20 protein-coding genes are annotated in these 22,450 nt (G+C 42.9%); 16 read left to right on the forward strand and 4 right to left on the reverse strand.

The genetic code is table 11. From position 1 onward, the window contains the following. Nucleotides 1–172 precede the first annotated feature (172 nt). From J2X75_RS08495 to J2X75_RS08505, 3 genes are all read left to right on the forward strand, one after another. The gene (locus J2X75_RS08495) at nucleotides 173–736 is read left to right on the forward strand and encodes a GNAT family N-acetyltransferase (protein WP_310335729.1); all 564 of its coding nucleotides are present in this window, start codon (nucleotides 173–175) and stop codon (nucleotides 734–736) included. A gap of 247 nt (nucleotides 737–983) precedes the next feature. After that, a complete protein-coding gene (locus J2X75_RS08500) occupies nucleotides 984–1,559 on the forward strand; it encodes a TetR/AcrR family transcriptional regulator (RefSeq protein ID WP_310335731.1) in 576 nt (191 codons plus the stop codon). A gap of 205 nt (nucleotides 1,560–1,764) precedes the next feature. Beyond that, on the forward strand, nucleotides 1,765–2,805 hold the full coding sequence (locus J2X75_RS08505) for an NADH:flavin oxidoreductase (protein WP_179198704.1): 1,041 nt from the start codon (nucleotides 1,765–1,767) through the stop codon (nucleotides 2,803–2,805). Nucleotides 2,806–3,058: 253 nt separating this feature from the next. Here the strand turns inward: J2X75_RS08505 and J2X75_RS08510 are convergent, their stop codons facing one another. Then, nucleotides 3,059–4,078 carry an alpha/beta fold hydrolase gene (locus J2X75_RS08510; protein WP_310335732.1) on the reverse strand — a complete coding sequence of 340 codons (1,020 nt, stop codon included), beginning with the start codon at nucleotides 4,076–4,078 and terminating at the stop codon, nucleotides 3,059–3,061. A gap of 145 nt (nucleotides 4,079–4,223) precedes the next feature. On the opposite strand from J2X75_RS08510, the gene J2X75_RS08515 reads away from it, so the two are divergent. The 11 genes from J2X75_RS08515 to J2X75_RS08565 all read left to right on the forward strand — a co-directional run bounded on the left by J2X75_RS08515 (nucleotide 4,224) and on the right by J2X75_RS08565 (nucleotide 14,654). Beyond that, entirely contained in the window at nucleotides 4,224–5,132 is a 909-nt protein-coding gene (locus J2X75_RS08515) for a LysR family transcriptional regulator (protein WP_307536095.1), read from the forward strand. A 65-nt stretch (nucleotides 5,133–5,197) separates the two neighbouring features. After that, a complete protein-coding gene (locus tag J2X75_RS08520; protein ID WP_310335735.1) occupies nucleotides 5,198–5,914 on the forward strand; it encodes a class I SAM-dependent methyltransferase in 717 nt (238 codons plus the stop codon). Between the two features lie 218 nt (nucleotides 5,915–6,132). Next, nucleotides 6,133–8,064, forward strand: coding sequence for a fructose-1,6-bisphosphatase (locus J2X75_RS08525; protein ID WP_310335736.1), 1,932 nt, complete (start codon nucleotides 6,133–6,135; stop codon nucleotides 8,062–8,064). A 191-nt stretch (nucleotides 8,065–8,255) separates the two neighbouring features. Next, nucleotides 8,256–9,143, forward strand: a complete 888-nt coding sequence (locus J2X75_RS08530; protein ID WP_310335738.1) for an RCC1 domain-containing protein — start codon at nucleotides 8,256–8,258, stop codon at nucleotides 9,141–9,143. Nucleotides 9,144–9,495: 352 nt separating this feature from the next. Beyond that, complete coding sequence (locus tag J2X75_RS08535) at nucleotides 9,496–9,696, forward strand: cation transporter (protein ID WP_310335740.1); 201 nt, start codon at nucleotides 9,496–9,498, stop codon at nucleotides 9,694–9,696. 29 nt (nucleotides 9,697–9,725) lie between these two features. Then, nucleotides 9,726–12,164, forward strand: a complete 2,439-nt coding sequence (locus J2X75_RS08540; RefSeq protein ID WP_310335742.1) for a heavy metal translocating P-type ATPase — start codon at nucleotides 9,726–9,728, stop codon at nucleotides 12,162–12,164. 27 nt (nucleotides 12,165–12,191) lie between these two features. After that, nucleotides 12,192–13,070, forward strand: coding sequence for a hypothetical protein (locus J2X75_RS08545; protein WP_310335743.1), 879 nt, complete (start codon nucleotides 12,192–12,194; stop codon nucleotides 13,068–13,070). Nucleotides 13,071–13,086: 16 nt separating this feature from the next. Next, nucleotides 13,087–13,716 (forward strand): nitrite reductase, encoded by a 630-nt coding sequence (locus J2X75_RS08550; RefSeq protein ID WP_310335744.1) that lies wholly within the window; start codon nucleotides 13,087–13,089, stop codon nucleotides 13,714–13,716. A 5-nt stretch (nucleotides 13,717–13,721) separates the two neighbouring features. After that, the gene (locus J2X75_RS08555) at nucleotides 13,722–13,925 is read left to right on the forward strand and encodes a heavy-metal-associated domain-containing protein (protein WP_310335745.1); all 204 of its coding nucleotides are present in this window, start codon (nucleotides 13,722–13,724) and stop codon (nucleotides 13,923–13,925) included. A 33-nt stretch (nucleotides 13,926–13,958) separates the two neighbouring features. Further along, nucleotides 13,959–14,198, forward strand: a complete 240-nt coding sequence (locus J2X75_RS08560; protein ID WP_310335747.1) for a glutaredoxin family protein — start codon at nucleotides 13,959–13,961, stop codon at nucleotides 14,196–14,198. A 126-nt stretch (nucleotides 14,199–14,324) separates the two neighbouring features. Continuing rightward, nucleotides 14,325–14,654 (forward strand): metal-sensitive transcriptional regulator, encoded by a 330-nt coding sequence (locus J2X75_RS08565; RefSeq protein ID WP_310335749.1) that lies wholly within the window; start codon nucleotides 14,325–14,327, stop codon nucleotides 14,652–14,654. 382 nt (nucleotides 14,655–15,036) lie between these two features. Here J2X75_RS08565 and J2X75_RS08570 read toward each other — a convergent pair whose 3' ends face one another. Then, nucleotides 15,037–15,489, reverse strand: coding sequence for a hypothetical protein (locus tag J2X75_RS08570; protein ID WP_310335751.1), 453 nt, complete (start codon nucleotides 15,487–15,489; stop codon nucleotides 15,037–15,039). 860 nt (nucleotides 15,490–16,349) lie between these two features. Next, nucleotides 16,350–17,711, reverse strand: a complete 1,362-nt coding sequence (locus J2X75_RS08575) for a TolB family protein (RefSeq protein WP_310335753.1) — start codon at nucleotides 17,709–17,711, stop codon at nucleotides 16,350–16,352. 146 nt (nucleotides 17,712–17,857) lie between these two features. Between J2X75_RS08575 and J2X75_RS08580 the strand changes: the two genes are divergently transcribed. Next, the gene (locus J2X75_RS08580) at nucleotides 17,858–18,793 is read left to right on the forward strand and encodes a copper amine oxidase N-terminal domain-containing protein (RefSeq protein ID WP_310335754.1); all 936 of its coding nucleotides are present in this window, start codon (nucleotides 17,858–17,860) and stop codon (nucleotides 18,791–18,793) included. A gap of 394 nt (nucleotides 18,794–19,187) precedes the next feature. Here J2X75_RS08580 and J2X75_RS08585 read toward each other — a convergent pair whose 3' ends face one another. Next, nucleotides 19,188–19,982, reverse strand: coding sequence for a helix-turn-helix transcriptional regulator (locus J2X75_RS08585; RefSeq protein WP_310335756.1), 795 nt, complete (start codon nucleotides 19,980–19,982; stop codon nucleotides 19,188–19,190). A gap of 216 nt (nucleotides 19,983–20,198) precedes the next feature. Here J2X75_RS08585 and J2X75_RS08590 point away from each other — a divergent pair, with 216 nt between their 5' ends. Next, nucleotides 20,199–22,436, forward strand: coding sequence for an AraC family transcriptional regulator (locus J2X75_RS08590; RefSeq protein ID WP_310335758.1), 2,238 nt, complete (start codon nucleotides 20,199–20,201; stop codon nucleotides 22,434–22,436). The last annotated feature ends 14 nt before the right edge of the window (nucleotides 22,437–22,450 follow it).

Below are 22,450 nucleotides of genomic sequence, written 5' to 3' on the forward strand. Positions count from 1 at the left end.
GATAACATACTGCCATTGAAGTCACTATTACAGCATTTTTTGTTTTATTCATTGTTATCTGATGTTGAAGTTTTGTAATAAAATTCATAAAAAGTATAATGAGTGTATTAGCCAATCGTCAGGCAAGAGAAGGGTGATCACGAAATCTGAATTAACGCTGGAGGCGAATGAGATGCTTGAATTAGAGTTTACTACTATAGAGGAGTGGGATGAAGCATTGTGGGCGCGGATGGAGCGAATCTATCATGAGGCTTTTCAAAGCGGTGCTAAGACAAAAGCGATTTTGCACAGTATGCTGGACCGGAAGATTGGTTATTTACACGCGGGCATGCATCATGGAGAAGTGGTTGCGATGGCTGTTACTGGACTGGAGGGGAAGGCTGCGGACCGCATCCTGATCATCGATTACCTCGCGGTTGAACAGAAGCTGCGAGGGTTGAGCATAGGGACCTGGATGCTGAAGCAGATCAGAGCCTGGGCGTTAAGGGAACACCGGATCAAAGGTATGATTATCGAGGCGGAGTTCGGGACAACGGTGGCTCATCAGGAACGCATTCAGTTCTGGCAACGTAACGGGTTCATCCTAACCTCCTATGTCCATCAATATAGAATGGTGCCAGAGCCGTATCAGGCAATGATGCTGCCACTGGATACAAGTACGCATGTGCCTGATGATGGTGAAGCACTGTTTCGTTATATCAATGCTTTTCACAAGGTTGCTTACCGGAAGAGTTAGACCGTATTCAATGGACCTGCAGAAAATCACCGTAGAGATTTTAGTTCCATTGAAAAGGTTAGGAAAGTGGTAGCAATGTCGATCAGAATATTTATCGAGGCATCTGTCTTCCCACTTTGGGGAGGATCGGTGATTTTTGTTCATTTATATAAAAATTTATGTTTATCCATTGTAACCATCCTCTTTCAAATAGGATGTAAAACGATCAGTTCTTGACTGCGCGGTCAATAACTGATACATTAATCCCATGAGCAGACCAAGAGAATTTGATGTCGATCGTGTATTACACCAGTCTATGGAAGTGTTCTGGAATCAAGGCTTCAAAGCAACTTCTTATGAGGACCTTACGCGTACTACAGGAGTCAAAAAGCAAAGTTTGTACTGTGTTTTTAAAGACAAGCGATCGTTGTTCCTGAAGGCGCTGGCACTTTACCGTGAACAGGTTATAGCGAAACTGAAAGAGATTGAAGCCCTGGATTCGTCTCCCGTTGATAAACTGGATGCCTTACGATATTCCCTTCTAGACGATGAAACTGGCTGCCAAGGGTGTCTAATTGTGAATGCATCACTCGAATTCGGAACAGATGACGAGCAGGTCACACGCGAAGCTGAGCTCATGGTAGAAGAGGTTCAACTGGTATTAGAGAAGATCATATGTAGTGGCCAGAAACAACAATTAATTTCCACCCGGTATACGAGTATAGAGCTTGCATCTTACCTAAATAACACCATTCTTGGTGTGAGAGTTATGGAGAAATCAGGTTCATCCCGTGAACAGATCGAGACGGTTCTGCGTATTTCATTTGGCATGATCATGTCTTGATCTTTTTTTTGTGAAATTCTTGACTACAAAGTCAAAAATAATTGAAGGCGGATTAAACCACCACGAAACCTTGAAGGAGGTGGGGCTTTTCGATAAAAAGCGTGTATTGATTCATTTGGAAATAACGTCTAGCTGTTAACCAGGCTGGTTGCTGTTTAACATCTCCTAGGTCAATTTATATAAAACAAAATTTGTGGAGGTTATTATGAATTATTCTCAATCCGTAGAAGCATTGTTCCAACCTATAGAGTTAGGTCACTTGAAGTTATCCAATCGGATCGTGATGGCGCCGATGACGCGTCAATTTTCTCCGGACGGTATTCCGGGTTCGAATGTTGCGGGCTATTACCGCCGCAGAGCAGAGAACGCAGTGGGGCTTATTGTGACAGAAGGGACAATAATTAATCATCCGGATGCATCCAATCAAGCCAATGTGCCGCACTTTTATGGCGAAGCTGCAATGAATGGTTGGGCACATGTTGTATCTGAAGTACATGAAGCTGGCGGTCGAATTATTCCACAGATCTGGCATATGGGAGCCAAGGGTCATGTTAATGATTATTCGGAAGCTGAGATTGCTACAATCGTTCAGGAATTCGCACAAGCAGCCTCAGAAGCGAAACGCGTTGGGTTCGATGGTGTTGAAATTCATGGAGCACACGGCTATCTGATCGACCAATTCCTGTATGAGAAAACCAACTCTCGTACGGATCGTTATGGTGGAGATATGATGGCTCGCACACGTTTTGCAGTTGAAGTGATTGAGGCTTGCCGTAAAGTAGTGGGATCGGAATTCCCTATTGTACTGCGTTTATCTCAGTGGAAGACAGATGATTATCAGGCTAAATTGGCTGAAACACCGGAATTACTGGAGCAGCTTCTCGCACCGTTGGTTCAAGCTGGAGTTGATATCTTCCACTGTTCCACACGCCGTTTCTGGGAACCGGAATTCGAAGGGTCTGATCTGAATTTTGCTGGATGGACCAAAAAACTGACTGGCAAACCAACAATTACTGTTGGATCGATTGGTCTTGATGGTGACTTTACAAGTCTGTTCACAGAAGGTAAAGGCGCAAGTAACGTCGGTATCGAGGGATTGGTACAACGACTTCAGAATGATGAGTTTGATCTGGTTGCTGTTGGACGTGCTATTCTGGTCGACCCTGAATGGGCTAAGAAAATTCAAGAAGGACGTACTGGTGATCTGGTTCCATTTACAAGAGAGGCGATGACTGTACTTACTTAATTGTAGTTATAATCATTAGGAATATATTAATCAAACACACCTTCAAGAGAATGAAACCTTGTCGTAAGATAGGGAGATCATCTTGGAGGTGTATTTGTAATAGCAACCAGAGTGAGTTATCCGGTGGAACTAAAGATGAAAGCCATAGAAATGAGACTGGCAGATGTACAGGTATCTAAATGGAAAATTGCACTGCTTAGAGCAGAACAGGGAATCTTGCTAGGCCCGACAGACATCCCATGCAAGTGACGATCTATTCATTAGTGCTAAGTGACAACAAGTGTTTTAGATTGTCATCAATAAATTGATTATCGGCACTGTTGATTCCACGACCAGCAAAATGGCCCCAGATCGATTGGATTGGTTTCAAGACAGCATTAGGTATACGCTTAGCTTCGTATTCATTATCGGCCGCAGTGCAGAAGAGATCCGTGCTTCCGGGCATGATACAGGCAAAAGCTTTTATGCTATGAAGTGCTTTATCAAAGTCTCCGTTATAGGAGGGGTTTGCACTGATATCTGCATGTTGACCTGTCCATAACATGGCCAGAACATTATGCGGATCCATATTCATAAAGCTATTTTCCCAGACACCAGCTACAAAATCCTCCAATGTGTCAAATCCCATCTCACGGTAAAGCTCTTCTCTATAAAACGCATGTGATAGTCCCCATCCTGCATAGACCCGACCAACGGCACGCATGTCTGTCGAACTTAGTTGGTTTAATTTACTTGAGTCGAAGCCGACTGCAGATAGCAGGGAAGCTTTCACGCCTTCCAGAACCACAAATGTGTGAGGCCAAGGTTTGGCGATGCCTCCGAAAGGTGCGATTCGTTCGACCATCTCCGGGTAACTTGCCCCCCATTGAAATGCCTGAATGCCACCCATCGACCACCCGACGACGAGAGCAATCTTTTGAATACCGAATTTTTCGGTCAGCAGTTGGTGCTGGAATCGAACGTTGTCATAGATGGTTACCTGTGGAAAGTTAGCCCGATCAAATGGAGGAGGCGTGTTACTGGGAGAGGAAGAGAGTCCATTGCCCAGCAAATTGGGAACGATAATAAAATATTTCTCTGGATCGAGTGCCATCCCACTGCCAATAAGCCATTCATTCTGAACATGCTGATCCCCAAAAGCCGTTGGATAGACAATAACATTATCCTTCTGTTCATTTAATTTTCCGTATGTTTTGTAAGCAAGAAAAGCGTTTGGTAACGTCACTCCTGATTGTAAGAGTACATCACCCAAATTAAAAATTTCATAATCCATCGTATAATTGCTCCCTTCAAAATGAAAAACCACATGTTCCCTGTGATCTCTTGTACTCAGTATAGAGCTGTGATACTCTCAATAAAAGTGAATAGAATTCATAATAGTATTCAATAAAATTGAAAGATGAAGGGGGGATCATCGGATGGAATTGCGTCAACTGAATACGTTTTGTACGGTTGCAACAACATTGAATTTCACGCGGGCAGCAGAAGCGCTGAGCTACGTTCCTTCCAACGTCACGATGCAAATTAAAGCATTGGAAGATGAGCTAGGTGTTCGCCTCTTTGATCGGTTGGGCAAGCAACTCGCGCTCACAACTGCGGGTAAACGCTTTTTAACACACGCCCAAGGCGTTCTTGAAAAAATGGACGAAGCTCGCAGTGCTGTCCATGATAATGAAAAACTAAGTGGTACCTTAACGATAAGTGCAAATGAGGTTATTTGCTCCTACCGGCTTCCACCTGTCTTCCAACGGTTTCGTTCGCAGCATCCGGGAGTTCGCCTAATTTTCCGCTCAGTGCCGAATCAAGAACTCAAGCAAACGCTCTTTGAGGGAACCACGGATATTGTTTATATGTTGGATGAACCCATTCGCTCGAGTGGACTTTCCGTGGAACCTTTGCTGGAAGAACATTTCCGATTGTTAGCTGCTCCAGATCACCCACTCGCCAAACGAACTGTACTGCATTTGGAAGATTTTCATGAAGAAGTGTTCCTGACAAATGAGAAGGGTTGTCCGTATCGAACGATGTTTGATCGGTCATTTGAGAAAGAGGGGATTGATAGCATTACATATTTAGAGTTTCAAAGTGCTGAAGCCATTAAACAATGTGCAATTTCAGGCATCGGTATTGCCTTTCTTCCTGAGATCGTCGTGGAGTCTGAAGTTGAACGCGGAGAACTTGTTGTCCTCCCATGGCAAATTCCGGACTTGCAGGTATATACACAGATGTTGTGGCATAAAGACAAATGGCTTTCACCAATCTTGTTAACTTTTATAGAAGCAACCAGGGAAGTTTTTGGTTCACAGAGTGAGAATAAAACCGTATAGCTTATGTACGAGACATCAAACTGTTGAGCACAGTAAAACGCTGTTGAAAGTGGGGAGATATTTTTATGATTCCATTAGTATATGACCAGATTAACCATTGGGGAAAAGACGATGAATTTTTCCTTGCATTGTTAAAGAGACAAAAAGTAGAATTTATAGCTGACCTGGGCTGTGGAACAGGAAGATGGACTACTCATCTTGTTCAGAACGGTTATAAAATCACCGCTATAGATCCCAATGAAGAAGCGATTGAAATGGCGCGAAGTAAAGATTATTCTGGAAATGTGAATTGGATTATAGGTGATAGTGCGGATTTACAAACCAATACCTATGATGCGGTAATTATGACAGCCAATGTTGCACAGGTATTTCTTACAGATGATAGTTGGAAGCGAGTGATCTCAGACGTATTCCGATCCCTAAAAATGGGGGGGCACTTTATTTTTGATACAAGAAACCCTTTGGTAAAAGTATGGGAAGAATGGGAGAAGGACAAAACTCCTGACTTCGCTAAAGATAGACTAAGCGGAGATCCTTTAGAAATTCATACAGAATATGAAGGGTTTGAGGGAGATATTTACACTTTCTATGAAATTGTAAAAAATACTAAAACAGACAAAGTGTTAGTTCATGAAAAAATGCAGCTGAGGTTTCGAAATCAAGAAGAATTCGATGAGTCGCTGAAACAAATCGGTTTTTCAATAATTAAAACATATGGTGACTGGGAATTTAAACAAGCAAATTCTGAGAATAGATCGTTTATTTTTCATTGTGTAAAATAGCAGTTAGTAAAAAAAATATCGAGGGACAAGTACCCATTGAACACAATTCTTATTCCTAAAAATTTGTTCATATTTGATGAACTGGAGTATGATGGGGGAAGGCGATGCTGATAATTACCATATAATCAATGCCAAGTATAGAGTGTAATTTTATATAGGTCTAAAGCTTTTGGACCCGGCTATACAACACCATACTTCCTTGAAGGGGGACATCTGTTTTGGATGAGCAGTTTCTAGATTTATTGGCCGAGAAATATGATACGGAAGAAAAAATCATAACAGAGATCATCAACCTTGAAGCGATCTCCAATCTCCCGAAGGGAACCGAGCATTTTGTCAGTGATTTGCATGGGGAGTTCCAGGCTTTTCAGCATGTACTACGAAACGGTTCGGGTACCGTCAAAGAGAAAATCAAAGAATTATTCCGGGAGGTTTGGACGGATCAAGAAATCCATGATTTTGCGGCATTGGTTTATTACCCGGAGGAAAAAATACAGCTGGTTATAGGGGAACTGAGCAATAAACAGGCTTTAAACCAGTGGTATAGACTAACAATTGAACACATGCTTAAGCTTATTTCTTATGCCTCTTCCAAGTATACACGCTCAAAATTGCGTAAAGCTCTGCCGGAGCAATATGTATATATTGTAGAAGAGCTTTTATACAAGACGGATTCGACCAACAATAAGGATCCTTATTACGAGGAAATATATCGGCAAATTATATCCTTGGGCCAGGCGGACAATCTCATTATCGGCCTTGCTTATACGACACAACGCCTGGTGGTTGACCATCTTCATGTGGTTGGAGATATCTATGACCGGGGGCCGTACCCCGATAAAATTATGGATACGTTGATCAACTACCATTCTGTAGACATACAGTGGGGGAACCATGATGTCCTCTGGATCGGAGCCTACGCAGGTTCTCTGGTCTGCCTTGCGAATATTATTCGGATCTGCGCCAGATATGACAATCTGGACATCATTGAAGATGTATACGGAATCAATCTGCGCCCACTGCTAAACCTGGCGGAGAAATATTATGAAGACAATCCGTCCTTCAGACCTAAGTTACAGGCTGGCCATAATGTATCGGAGCAGGAAATTCTGCAGATCACCAAAATTCACCAAGCCATTGCCATGATTCAGTTTAAACTTGAAATCCCGATTATCAAAAGACGTCCATACTTTAATATGTCTGAAAGACTTTTGCTGGAGCAGATTGATTATGATAACAATGAAATCAACATCTGCGGTAAAACGTACCTGCTGGAAAACACCTGTTTTACCACTGTTAATCCGCAGAAGCCTGAAGAATTGCTGGAGGAAGAACGCCAGGTGATGGAAAAACTGCTGTTCTCCGTTCAGCATTCCGAAAAGCTGGCCAGACATATGAATTTCCTCATGAAAAAGGGTAGCCTTTATTTAAAATACAATGGGAATTTGTTAATCCACGGCTGTATTCCTTTGGATGAAGAAGGAAATATGGAAGAAATGCAGATTGAAGACAAGACATATGCGGGCCGTCAATTGCTTGATGTTTTTGAGGATTATTTACGTTACGCCTTTGCACATCCGGAAGAGACAGAAGATCTGGCGACGGATATGGTATGGTACATCTGGACAGGGGAATGTTCCTCACTCTTTGGCAAGAGAGAAATGACCACTTTTGAACGTTATTTTATTCAAGAAAAAGAAGCACATAAGGAGAAAAAAAATCCTTACTACCATTTACGTGAAAATGAAGAGATCTGTCGAAGAATCTTGCAGGAGTTTGATTTGAATCCGGATCATGGACATGTCATTAACGGGCACACGCCAGTCAAAGAAATAAGTGGAGAGAGCCCTGTTAAAGCAAACGGAAAAATGATCGTGATTGACGGCGGTTTTTCCAAAGCCTATCAATCCACCACAGGCATTGCCGGATATACCTTGCTGTACAATTCTTTTGGCATGCAGCTCGTCGCCCACCAGAAATTTAAATCAAAAGAAGATGTGTTATGCAACGGAACGGACGTATTGTCTGTGAAAAGACTGGTGGACAAAGAACTGGAACGGAAACTGGTGAAGGAAACCAATGTTGGGGAGAAGCTGCTGCAGAAAATCTCGAATTTGAAGGATCTATTAGACTATCGCCACATGAAATGAAACGATTGCTAAAAGTACACATTCGGAGCAACCGTTTGAGTGCAATTGGACGTAGACGCTCGTATTGGGCAGGGAAGTAATACTACCCTGCCTGTGCGAGCATTTCTTTTGTACAGTGCGATTTAACAACAAACTTTATGACTTACTGTTGAACTAACGACGGATTTTCAATTTGTGGAGGGGAGGAAGATATGGACTACAATTCACGGAAGGAAGCAGTGCTTGAGACGAAACGGTTCCGTAACTGTACCATAGCGGCAGGTCGTCGTCATACCGTTGCTCTTAAATATGACGGTACAGTAATAGCTGTGGGTGATAATAAATACGGTCAATGTAAGGTAAGCGATTGGTGCCATATTGTCGCAGTTGCGGCTGGTAATGTTCATATGGCTACGAACACCGGTAATGCACATACCGTTGGTCTTAAATCTGATGGTACGGTAACAGCTATAGGTTGGAATAAGCATGACCAATGCAATGTAAGCGAATGGCGCGATATAGTAACCGTTTCGGCAGGTTGGTGCCGTACCGTTGGGGTTAAATCAGATGGCACCGTGGTTGCGGTGGGGCGAAATAATGAAGGGGAATGTAACGTGAGCAACTGGCATGATATTGTATCGGTCACGACGGGTGACTGGCATACAGTCGGTCTAAAAATAGACGGAACGGTAACAGCGGTTGGTAACAATAAGTATAACCAATGTAACGTAAACGACTGGGGCGACATATTAGCTGTTTCGGCGGGGTATCTTCATACGGTTGGGCTCAAATCGGATGGCACGGTAATGGCTGTGGGAAGAAATAATGAAGGTGAATGCGACGTAAGCGGTTGGCGCGATATTCTAGCAGTTGCAGCGGGGAGTTATCATACCGTTGCTCTTAAGTCTGATGGTACGATGGTGGCTGTGGGTTCGAATAAACATCACCAATGCGATGTAAGTGGCTGGCACGAAATTCGAGCTATTTCGGCGGGGTGTGCCCATACGATTGGACTGAAATCGGATGGTACGATGGTTGCTGTGGGTGATAATGATTATGGACAATGTGATGTAAGCGGATGGAGTAACATTCAACAATAAATAAGGAATTTTATATCGAGGGACAAGATCATGGTCCCATTGAAGTCGCTATTTTAGCGGCTTTTTTGTTTTATCGGTACAAGTTTTATTCCCAAATCAAGGACAAGAACATGGACCGAGTACCAATCAGCGTATAAATAATCGGTTCTTCTCTCCATAAATTCATTGATCTAACGAGAAAGATAGTCCATATAGGGTAAGGGGGTATAAAAATATGTTGACTAATATAGGGTAGGGGGGTATTGTATTGTACAAGAGCTTGATGAGACCTGAAAAACTGGCCTCGAGAGTTTAGTCCATCGTTTAGGTCAAACTAAACCAAAAAATCACCCACAAGAAGGGACGAAATAAGATGAAAAACATTGTTTTGAATGTACAAGGTATGAGCTGCCAACATTGTGTAAACTCCATCGAAGGTGCTCTGAAAGAAATCGGAGTGAGTGGCAAGGTGAACCTCAGTGATGATTCGGTTGAAGCGACGTATGATGAAAATCTAGTCTCCTTGGAGCAAATTAAAGAAGTTATTGAAGAGCAAGGCTACGAAGTAGCGTAAGTAATGGACGATGAGGGGAGTGAGTTATTTTGGCAACAGCAGAGGCTCAGACGAAACAGTCGAGTATACAAATTACAGGTATGACCTGTGCAGCTTGTGCAAACAAAATCGAAAAAGGACTCGGCAAAATGGACGGGGTCACATCAGCGAATGTTAACTTTGCTTTGGAGAAGGCAAGTGTAACGTATGATCCCACGAAAGTGGAAATGAAAGAACTTGAGGAAAAAATCAAAAAACTTGGATATGGTTCCGTATCAGAGGTTGCGCAATTCAATCTTGAAGGCATGACCTGTGCAGCATGTGCGAACAAAATTGAAAAAGGCCTGAACAAGCTGCCCGGCGTTACTAACGCTTCAGTAAACTTCGCCATGGAAACTGCCCGAGTTGAATTTTCCTCTGGTGAAGTTTCCATCGAAGACATGAAAAACAAGGTGAAAAAACTCGGTTATACGGCGATCGTCAAGCAAGACGGTACCAGTAATGGTGCAAGTGACCATCGTGCTAAAGAACTGAGTAATCAAAAACGGAAATTACTGATTGCGGCGATTCTTTCCTTGCCGCTGTTGTGGACTATGGTAGGTCACTTCTCGTTCACTTCATGGATCTATGTACCGGAATTGTTTATGAATCCGTGGTTCCAACTAATTCTGGCTTCACCAGTACAATTTTATATTGGTAGACAGTTCTATGTGGGTGCGTATAAGGCTCTCCGGAATGGGAGTGCCAACATGGATGTGTTGGTATCACTTGGTACCTCAGCAGCCTACTTCTATAGTTTATATTTAACCATTCAATGGTCAAGTATGGTTGAAGGGATGCATCATGGTCCATCCCTCTATTATGAAACGAGTGCGGTCCTGATTACATTGGTTCTTATGGGTAAATTGTTTGAATCACTTGCGAAAGGCCGAACATCAGAGGCAATTAAATCACTGATGAGTCTGCAGGCGAAGACGGCATTAGTGGTTCGGGATGGCAAAGAACTTACCATTCCAGTGGACGAAGTCATTGTAGGAGATGTTGTCCTTATTCGCCCAGGAGATAAAGTTCCCGTAGACGGAGAGGTGCTGGAAGGGATCTCATCTGTAGATGAATCCATGCTTACGGGTGAAAGCCTTCCAGTAGAGAAAAAAGTCGGAGATGCTGTGATTGGAGCTACGATTAATAAAAACGGTATTCTTCGGATCAAAGCAACCAAAGTAGGTAAAGAAACCGCTCTTGCACAAATTATTAAGGTTGTTGAAGAAGCTCAGGGATCAAAAGCACCAATCCAGCGGGTAGCCGATGTGATCTCGGGCATATTCGTCCCGATCGTTGTAGGAATTGCAATAGTTGCTTTTGTGGTTTGGTACTTCTGGGTTACACCAGGCGATTTTGCAGGTTCGTTAGAAAAAGCAATTGCGATTCTTGTTATCGCATGTCCTTGTGCACTTGGACTTGCAACCCCAACATCCATTATGGCGGGGTCTGGTCGTTCGGCTGAACTAGGGGTGTTGTTCAAAGGCGGGGAACATCTGGAGCAGACGCATAAAATTGATGCGATCCTTCTGGATAAAACCGGTACTGTTACAAAAGGTAAACCTGAATTGACTGACGTCGTCGCTCTTGGCAATGAAAATGAATTCCTGAAACTTGTTGGAGCTGCAGAGAAAAATTCTGAGCATCCACTTGCAGAAGCCATCGTTGTAGGCATCCAGGAACGAAATATCGAACTACCAGGAACTCAATCCTTTGAAGCATTTCCGGGTTTCGGAATCCAAGCAATGGTTGAAGGTAAACAGCTACTCGTGGGTACACGTCGACTGATGGAAAAGTATAATATCGATGCAAAAGCAGCTTATCATTCGATGTCACGTTTGGAAGAAGCGGGCAAAACTGCGATGCTGGTTGCCATTGATGGTCAATATGCAGGTATGGTCGCTGTGGCAGACACAATTAAAGAAACTTCGAAAGCTGCAGTAAGCCGTCTGAAAGAAATGGGCATTAAGGTCATTATGATTACAGGTGACAATGAACGGACGGCAAAAGCCATCGCTGCTCAAGTAGGTATTGACCACGTTCGTGCAGAGGTCTTACCTGAAGGAAAAGCGGAAGAAGTGAAAAAACTGCAATCACAAGGTAAAAAAGTGGCCATGGTTGGCGATGGTATCAATGATGCACCCGCTTTGGCAACTGCAGATATTGGTATGGCGATTGGTACGGGGACAGATGTAGCGATGGAAGCGGCTGATGTAACACTCATGCGCGGCGATCTATCCAGTATTCCTGATGCTATCTACATGAGTCGTAAGACTATGCGCAACATTAAGCAAAACTTGTTCTGGGCACTTGGTTACAACACCTTAGGCATTCCTATTGCAGCTATCGGTCTGTTAGCACCATGGGTTGCAGGCGCAGCGATGGCCTTGAGTTCGGTATCCGTCGTTCTAAACGCCCTGCGATTGCAACGCGTAAAAGTACGTCACTAGTCAAGTAGTAGAACAGGAGCGAACATAATGATGATGAGGAGTAAAAAAATCATGCTAATGTTAACCGGTGTTTTAGCTTTCGGTGTGTTGTCTGCTTGCGGAACCCCTAAAGAAAGTGCACATACAGATGGACATGGTGGTATGAATCATACTGAGATGAAATCTGAAACTGAAGGTGCGAGTCATGATCACGCAGGGCCTCATGCTGATTCAACAGCAAGTGCCCTTGAAACCTCGTTCTCCTTTGCATCAGATGTGAAGGCCAATGAAAATTCGCATCTGACAATCCAAATCACGGACGTCGATGGTAATCCGGTTAATGAATTTGAAATGGGTCACGAAAAACGAATGCACCTTATCGTGGTGAGTAAAGATCTTTCTTACTTTAATCACATTCATCCAGATTTTAAAGGCGATGGAAAGTTTGTGATTGAAACTTCATTTCCAGCTGGTGGAGAATACAAAATCCTTGCCGACTTTGTTCCAAAAGGTGGAGCGAGCACTACACCCAGTGAATGGGTGAACGTTGGCGGTCCAGAAAAAGCCCAAGAGCCTGTTCAAGCGGATTCCAACCTTATAAAAGAAGTGGATGGTAAAAAAATCGAACTTTCATTGAATACCAAAAAGGCCAACGAAGACGTAAATCTGACCTTTAATATCATGGATGCGAAAACGGACGAAGGGATCAATAATCTGGAACAATACCTCGGTGCTGTAGGTCATGTTGTTATCCTTTCTGAGGATGCAGAGCAATATCTGCATGTTCATCCAACAGAGGAAAAGGCAACAGGTCCAAAAGCGGAATTTATGACCTCCTTCCCGCATAGCGGAACCTATAAAATCTGGGGTCAATTCCAACATGATGGGGAAGTCTTTACAGTACCTTTCGTCGTAGATGTAAAGTGAGTAGAGAGGTATGAGCATGGGAGATAAAATTAAAATAGCGATTAGTCCAGCAATCCAACTTGGTGGAAGCTTATTCACTCCGGAGCAACTAGTTAAAATTGGCGAGATTATTGGTCCAGATTCAAAAGTGGAAATGACACCCTTTAAGCAACTCTACGCAGAAGTATCGATTGAACAACGAGATCAGATCAAAAATGAACTTGAGAATCACGGACTTGAAGTAAATCCTGCAGGATTTGTAACCAAAAGTCTGATCGCTTGCAATTTTTGTAGAGGTGCAGAAGAAGCAGGCATGGAAACAGCCAAAAATTTAAATCAAGCCATTTCCGGTATCGATACGCCTGCACCACTCAAGATTGGATATGCAGGATGCGCCTTAGGCACTAGTGAACCATTGATTAAGGATATTGGGGTCGTAAAGATGCGCGATAAGTTCGATGTTTATGTTGGTGGCGAGTCGAAGGGGCTTAAAACCTCCTTCGCCATGCTGCTAAGTTCCGGACTAACGGAGGATCAGCTTGTTCCCTTCGTTACCGCAATTATTGATTATTATAAGATGCATGCGAAAGGCAAAGAAAAATTCAGCAAATTCGTTAATCGAATGACACTGGAGAACTTGAAGACTATGACGATTGAAAGGGGGTGAAAAAAGTGAAAGAAACAACTGTAAAAATTCAAGGTATGTCTTGCCGTTCTTGTGTATCTAAAATTGAAGGTGCAATTAGCGCTCTTGGCGCTGAAGGCCATGTTAATTTTGAACAGGGAACAGTAGAAGTTCGATTTGACGAATCTAAAGTTCAAATCGCTGAAATTGAAGAAGCGATCCGTAAAAAAGGATATAACATCGGAGCGTAATATATAATGAAGTACAAGGGAGGGTAATTGTGCATGACGGAATCCATTCAGATTTATTCAATCCCAACCTGTAGCGATTGCAATTATGCTAAACGTTACTTTACAGAGCATGAACTTCCCTATACGGATTACAATTGTGAAGAAGATGCCAAGTACGCTGAGGAAGTCTGGAAGTTGACTGGCAAACAGGTTGTTCCAACCATTGTCATTGGAGATAAGGTCTTTGTAGGATTTGCCGAAAATCTCACTGAAATCAGTGAGTTAGTTAAGTAACTGTTATGACCCCGGTCAACTTCCGCGCCTGACAAGCCGTTCTCTTAGCACGTACCAGGATACTTCTTGCTCCCTTTACATAGGGTAGGGGGGGATGGTAATGTGTTAATAAAGGAGTTGATCTACTTGGATGATACGATACTTGAGGCCGCCACATGTGACCATACATCTTCAAACGAGCGGAAAAGCCATCATTCGGAGAGTACAAAGCGAAAATTAATTAGCCGGTTGAATCGGATTGAAGGGCAAGTGCGTGGAGTAAAAGGAATGATTGAGAAGGATACGTATTGTGATGACGTGTTGCACCAAATTGCCTCCATTCAATCCGCGTTGAATGGAGTAGGAAAGCAGCTTTTGGAACATCATATGAAAAGCTGTGTCATTGAACGGATTTCAGAGGGCGATCACAAAGTTTTGGACGAACTGATGATCACTGTAAATAAGTTAATTAAATAAGCTAGAATCAGGGAGATACCCTCTTGTTTTATTCAGGCAAATGGCCCATCCAGGGTTACATCAAGGTTATTTATTATGGCTAGTGATGAAAAAAATGTCTGGAACAAGAACATGTTCCTGTTGAAGTCGCTATTTTAGCGGCTTTTTTGTTTTATCGGTACAAGTTAGTGTACCGATCCAAGGACAAGAACTTGTACTGAGACAAGACAAACAGGAGAATCAAGATTGTTCGGGCAGAAAAGGATTACAGTTGGCCTAAGATAGAAGAGATTTTTAAAGCAATCATATAAATAAAGGGAAAGCTCATGAATTAATGAGCTTTCCCTTTATTACGTGTAATCAAGCAAAACAGAAAAGTTGATCCTCAATTAACTCATAGCTATTAATCATCGGAATAAACTGTAGCATTGAAACTTTCGGGTCCCAGGCGAACGTTGTTAACACTGAAGCTTGGATTATAGGTGAATGTAGCGTACGCAGAATAAATAAGTTGACCATTTTCAGGGGGAGGCACATTGTAATCCGAACCAGTAAAACTGAATACGCAAGGACTGAAAAATTCATTGGCCAGAACGACTGTGCCTGCACGATAAACAAGCTGCTGTGAACTGCTCAATCCTCGGTACACTTCTATGACAAAATTCCCGTTAACAGGCAGCTGATTGGCAGTAACTTCGATAATACCCGAAAAAAACGTTCGGATGAACATTCCTGGATTGCTTACCTGTAGTCCAACTTGAGCAAATAACTGTGGGACTCCATTCGTGAAGCTGGGGGTTAAATTGTTCAGTCCGTTTGAGCCTTGGGAAGTCCGAGCATCTAAAGTTTTGACCATGTGATTTCCTCCTTCCGTAAAGGAGTCATACAGAGTTGAAGTTAATCGTCGCTGTAAGTGACAGCATTGAAGCATTCCGGTCCAATGCGGGTGGCTTGTTCCATTCCGGATGCTGGCACAAATGTTGCATAGCAAGAATAGATTAGTTGTCCATTAATAGGGGGAGGCACATTGTAATCAGAACCTTCGAAACTTGCGAGTATAGTGTTGGTGGAAGTGAATATAGGCTGGGAAACGACATAAATAGGTTGGCCTGTATTAGTGGCCCCCCTGAAGATTTCCATTCGAATAGTAGAGGGCAACGAAGATAAACTGGCCACTGAGAATCGATAGGTCCCATTAAACTGAGTACGGATGAGCGGTCCTGGATTAACAATGTTGAGTCCCACGATCCCAAGCAAGGTAGGTGTGTTTGATGGAAGTGGGATGTTGAGCGGAGTAATCCCTGTGGATGCGAGAGAAGTACGAGCGTCGAGTGTACGAACCATTTTCATTCCTCCAATCTATTATACTGAAATATCGTATGTTACTGATTCAAAAGAGTTTTCCGCTTATTGGAAAGAAGTTACAGTCCTAAAGTAACAACAGAAAACGGAATTGGAAAGGGTCGATTAGAAGCAACGTGGCAAAGAAGCAATCAACCGGAGGGGATAGTAGAAACAAATCTTTATTTTTGTTACAGCTCCTGAATCAACTCAATTGAGTCCTCAAAACAAAAGACCTAATATCCCAAATAAAAATAATTTATGGAGACCTATCCAACGTATTAACTCTGATAGTTCTTTCAAACTTGAAATTAGTCAAAAAATGCAAGGTGTTAAAGAAATATTAGCCCAGCGATCATTAAGAGAATAGACCCCTTAAATAAAAGTAAGTGTCTTTCCCAGTGAAATCAAGTGATTTTGATCAGCCCATAAGATGAAATATGAATACGTATTTCCTTGAATCACAACAGGAGCAGGATATTTTACAATAAGTGCCGCCTGATTTCTCATTTCCACGGGTTGGTCTTCCGAAGGAAATATGAAACAGGCTTCTTGTGCTTGTATAATAGCAGGGAAAATTCGGGGGGTTGCCCCATAGGGTTTCAACATATGAAAAGCTTCCGCTCTGCATACCTCGTGGATTCCCTCCTCAGAGGAGATCGCGGATATCTGAAAAAATCCGTCCGCTCCTTCGAATCGTTCTTCGGTAACTTTGTGCCAGCTTCGCGGATAATAGAAAGATACCTTGTATACCTGATTGAGATATATTCCATACGGATGAACATCATGCACTCGTGGTGACCATCTAAGAGCTGTAATCCACCTTGCTTCAACAATTTTGATCGGGTTATTAGGGTTTCTTATATCAATAATCCAAATTTCGGTTGCTTGTTCTTGATTATTGCATCCTGATAAGTAAGCGATTCGGTTCCCATCCGGCGACCAACTTAAAGGGGTAGAGAAGCAGGTGGAGACCGCCCATGTTTTTTGTTGCCCTCCAACTCGGCTGTCGGTCTGGATTAAAGAAACATATTGATTATCCACGAAGTCGGTGGCACTGTATGCGATGAGTGAAGAGTCCGGGGACCATTCGGGGAAATAGTTTTTCGCCTGAGGGCCACCATTAAGTTGATAGCTCGCTCCTGTTGTCAGGTTCACCGTAGTGATCAACGAAATGCTGGCTCCCGGGGATGTATATAGGACAAACTCTCCGTTAGGTGATATTCTGACATTGTGGAGAGGCCCCTCCGTATTTTGAGTTAACTGCTGTTTGTTCATGCCATCTCGGTTAATTTTATATAGTTGGGTATTGCCTGCTTCATCCGGAGCTGCAAACAGGAGAGCCTCGCCTGAAGGAAACCACTGGACATCGGTGGCTCCTTGTTGAACGATTGAACCGCTGGCATGGGAGTTGATATTGTAGATCACAATCCGTCCGTTTTTCACATAACTCAAGTATAGACTATCCGGCGACCAGCTCAGTAAAGTATAAGGGTCAATTTGATCAATTTGTGCCCATACCCTGCTGTTTAGATTGAATACATACACGATATTTTTCTTGCCGATAAAGGCGATGTTCCGGACATCCGGCGACCAATATGGAATTGTAAATGCCTCACCAAGATCCTGGGTTAGTTTAATGGTCTGACCTGTTAAAGGTTGATAAAGCCAAATGTCGTACGAACCACCCCCAACATTTGAAGTAAAAAGAATCGCTTCACGATAAGCAAAATTCATATTTGATGCCGCCCTTCAAGTTTGATTTCACTACAATGTATTCAAGAAAAGGAGATAGGCGAATTATTCGTAAAATTCCTATCAGAAAGTATTTATTCTGCCGATAATGAAGGAGCATATATTTTTTACCTCAGGAGGAATCGTCAATGAAAAAAACAGTCATCTTGCTAACCAGTCTGGCGCTAATGCTTGGTACCGCCGCAGGCACAACCTCAGCCAAACCGGGAAACACTCCAGCCGGACAATCAGGTAAAGAGGTATCGTCAAAAGCACCCAAAGACAAAGAAACTCAAATTGAGGAGAAACAGACCGAGAAAGTCGAGTCTGCTGACACGGTCAGCACTGAAGAAGACAAAGTTAAGGATCCCTCAACATCGGAGACAGAGAATACAACCAACAATACAACCGATCCAACCGAATCCAAAAAAAACGGCTCCAAAGGATACAAAGGTTTGCTAAATGCTATTCAACATGTGGAAAATAAACCGGCAGGTGCTGTACTAGCCGATATTTTGCTTACAAAATATGCGACTGAGCTGACGGACGAACAAATCAAAGAACTTGAAGCCATCATTGAAAAGGACAAGGCGTTGGAAACTGCAGCAGAAATGCTCGAAAAAAACGGTAGTGTGACTGACGCGGTGTATTTGCAGGAAGAGGCTATTAAAGCCAATTTTAAAAACCTGGACCTGTACAAAACAATGGGAAAACTCAATGAAAAGGCGGGTAAAAAGAATGGGGTGAAGCTGTATGTGAACGGGGAAGCTTCTGACTCCGAACCTTTTGTCAAAAAGGGCAACACGTTTGTTCCTTTTCGCGTTATAGCTGAGTCTTTGAAAGCCGAAGTGGCATGGAATCCCGAAGAACGCTCCATCATTGTCACGAAGGATGGGGTGAGCATTAAACTTGTGGTTGACAGTAAGACTGCAACAGTTAATGGCAAAAACGTCTCTTTGGATGCGCCAGCCACTATTACAAAAGGCAGTACTTATGTACCCGTACGTTTCATAAGTGAGGCCTTGGATGCAACCGTGCAATGGGAAGAAGAAAGTAAAACCGTCGTTGTTTATGAAGAAGAATAATATTGGATGACTGTATTAAAATTCGACTTAAAAAGCGTTTAAGAGGGCTTGGTTGCTATGGGCAAGACGATTACCGGAACTCTTGAAGGATATGATTATCAAGATATATTTGCAATAAATGTAAATATACCAACGTGAGACGATAGTTCAAAAACAAGGAGGCAGCCGATCAACGTGACCGGCTGTTTTTGTTTAACTAACTTTTTGAATGAAAACTGTGTTACAGGTGGGAGTTCAAATGATGGAGAAGTGTCGCGGGCACTTAAACAAAGCATTTCAGATGTAATTCATAAGTTTATAACAAGAACATGATCTACTAGAGATCTATCCGTACAACTGGAATATCAAATTCACAACTCAATGGAACACAAATATATATCCAAAAGTGGGAACATTATTTTAGATAATTGTGGACATTGTTTTTAAAATCTCGCGGTGTCATTCCATAAATGGCTCGAAATACACGATTAAATGTACGCTGGCTATCAAAACCTGCGTTCACACATATCGTCGTTAAAGATGCATCCGTTGTACGAATCAGCATGGAAGCATACTCTACCCGAAGCATGGAGAGATAGTTTCGAAGATTTATTTTGATCTTATTGGAGAAGATCCGAGAAATATAATATTTACTTACATTAAATTCGGCAGCGAGTGAATCCAACGTAATCGGTTCCGTAAAATGATTAGACAAATACTCCATTAATTTTTTGGACAAGTCTTGTATTGGAGAGCGCTGTATTTGTTTGAATTCAATCTCTCGTAATAAATGGGACATGATGATGTGGGTCCAGCCTAGTTTGATCGCATAATCATCTTCCCGCTTTATTCTTTCAAAAGCGCTAACGACGTCCTCATGGACAAAGGGTTGGGTAACGATTGGGTTCTCCGGTTGAAAGCGGGTGAGATCAGGAAACAGGCCACCAAAAATTTTGGGGTGAATAATCAATAATACTTCGTTGGTGGCAGGATACCCGCTTGTTTCATAACGATGAATTATATCTGGAAAGATCAGTGCCACATCACCCTTATGTAACTCGTACATTTTTTCGTTAATCTCAACCCGTTGAGACCCTGATAACACGTATAGAATTTCTATGTAACCGTGCATATGTGCGGGGAAAGATATCTGCTTGGCATTTCGAATTACAGATAAATCATCTTTGCGAATCTCGTAAAATGGTAACACCTTTCATGTCCTCCTTGTGCAATTTTTGGCTAGTTTCTAATGCTTTATGTCCACACTCTTGTCGATTGTCATGTTAAAATTCAAGAATGTGGTGTTTATATAATTCATTAGAAATATTTTTGTGCTGATATTTGCAAGCGATTACAAAATGTGAATACGTCTCGTGACGACTGAATACAGCTTGTTGACGAATTTCATAATGGAGGGGGCCATGTTGTGCGTAAGAGCAAAACCTTTACCAACATCTTTGTTCCTGTTCTCCTCTTAAGTATCGGAATTGTTGTTGCTTTTGGAAGCTATATCTATGTCTCCACTACGAAATCCGTCATTGAACGGGTTGGGGAAGGCCGGCAAAGTCTGATCATGCAAGTGCGCAACACGTTGGAGCAGAAAATTCAAACGATTGAATATGCTTTTGCCACGTACAGCACAACGCCATCATTTCGTACAGTCATTAATAGTCCACTTACCGGTCAGGATTACGAGGCTTATCGGGAACTGAATTCACAGCTCGGTTATATCTCGACGATGGGCCTTGATGGCGTGCAATACACGCTCGTAAGCCTGAGGCAAAATTGGAGTCTGTCCAACGGGTCGTTAACCCGAATTACGGATGATGAGAGACAGGAGATGCAGGATTTGTTTGCTGATCCGGACGGCAATGGATTGTACTGGAGCAAAACCCAGGATGGCCTCCGGTTATTACATACCTTACCTGTCTACTCCAAGGAAAAACAAGCGATCGCCATGTCGGATATTTCTTTGCGTACACTAAACCAATCGTTGCAGACCCCCTCGGAAGCCGCCATCTACATTCTAAATAAAAAGGGCGAATTATTGTATGCAACGCCAACAGACCAAAAAGCCATGTCGAGCGAGCAAATGAGCTGGCTCAGTAAGCAGATAGTCAGCGAACCGCTGACTGGAAAGATGGAGATTCCTGATGAATCCGGGGATACTCGTATTGGACTCTATGCCCGTTCCACCTACAATGGGTGGACTTACGTCACATTGCTCGATCAGAAGGAAATCAGCCAGGCCTTATCAACGACCCGCATTGGCTTAATCGTGATGGCTGTAGTGATTATGGGACTGATGGTTGTTCTTGCGTACATTATCTCCTTGCATCTTGCCAAGCCATTTCGCAAAATTCAGCACAGTCTTGGGGGACACACCGAGAGAACGGTCAAAGATGAAGTCGATTGGATTATTCAGTCCATCCACTCCATTGTATCCGAGAAAGAACATTTGGAGCAGCTTATTCATCTGGAAAAACCGAAGCTCGAAACCCAATTCGTTCTTAATGTACTACAGAATCGTTTAACCCAGGAAGAAATTATAAACAACCTTGAACGGTTCGCATACCTCAATACGTCCGATGGTGTGTTCGCTACCATGCTGATTCAGATTGATCGGTGCGGAGAAGGTCCCTTGTCGGACAGAGATACGTTGCTGCTTACAGTGAATCAGTTGGTGCAGGAGATCATTCCCCCATCACAGCGCTTGCTGCCTGTCGTACTGAATGATCGGACGCAGGCAACCTTATTGTTCTTTGAATCGGAATCTCCCCAGATTCGAGATGTTATTATGCGCTATGCCAAAAAGATCATTATGTTGTCCCGTGAATATTGGTCTGCTTCAGTCAGCGTGGGCATTAGTGCCCCATACGAAGATTTGATGAATACCCGGGAAGCTTGTGATATGAGCCTTGAAGCATTATATCAACGTCTCAAGCTTGGCAAAGAGTCTGTTGTGTTCTACGAGGATATCTCACGCGGCAGCAGCGGGCCTACGTTATTGCATTATCCAACAGAGCTTGAAACCCGACTATTCGATGCCATTCGCCTTGGGGACAGAGAAGAAGTGTCGCGCACGTTATATCCACTTCTGGCTGATATGATGAAGCACAGTCCTAATCCGATGAACCTGGAAATTACGCTGATTCGTTTTGTGAACAATCTGATACAATTGGAACAATTGATTGGTGCAGATGTACTATTAACCCAGTATAACTCCACGTTGTACCACAGGCTGTTAAACACGCTTAACCCGGAAGAGATTGAGCATATTCTTGTGCATGAGGTCATCTATCCAATGGTTGAGAGCATGCAAGAGAGGGCCAACCAGCAATTTCGCACCATTGCAGATCGGATGGCATCCATCGTTCGCACAGAATATGATCAGGACTTGTCGCTCGAATTGATCAGTGAACGTTTGCACTATACACCTAACTATCTAAGCAGTATTTTCCGCAAGGAGTACAGCATGACCTTCAGTGAGTATCTGATGAATTTCAGACTGGACGTGGCAAGAAAGTGGCTGGTGGACACTAATATGCCGATTAAAGACATTGCCGAACGTCTGGGATATCAGAACTCCCAAAACTTTATTCGCTCCTTCCGTAAAAAAGAGAATCTCACCCCTGGTGCTTACCGCAGGATGAGAATGGATTAAAGAGTATTAAGCCG

It is taken from the genome of Paenibacillus sp. 2003 (assembly GCF_031455635.1).
GTDB lineage: Bacteria > Bacillota > Bacilli > Paenibacillales > Paenibacillaceae > Paenibacillus > Paenibacillus amylolyticus_B.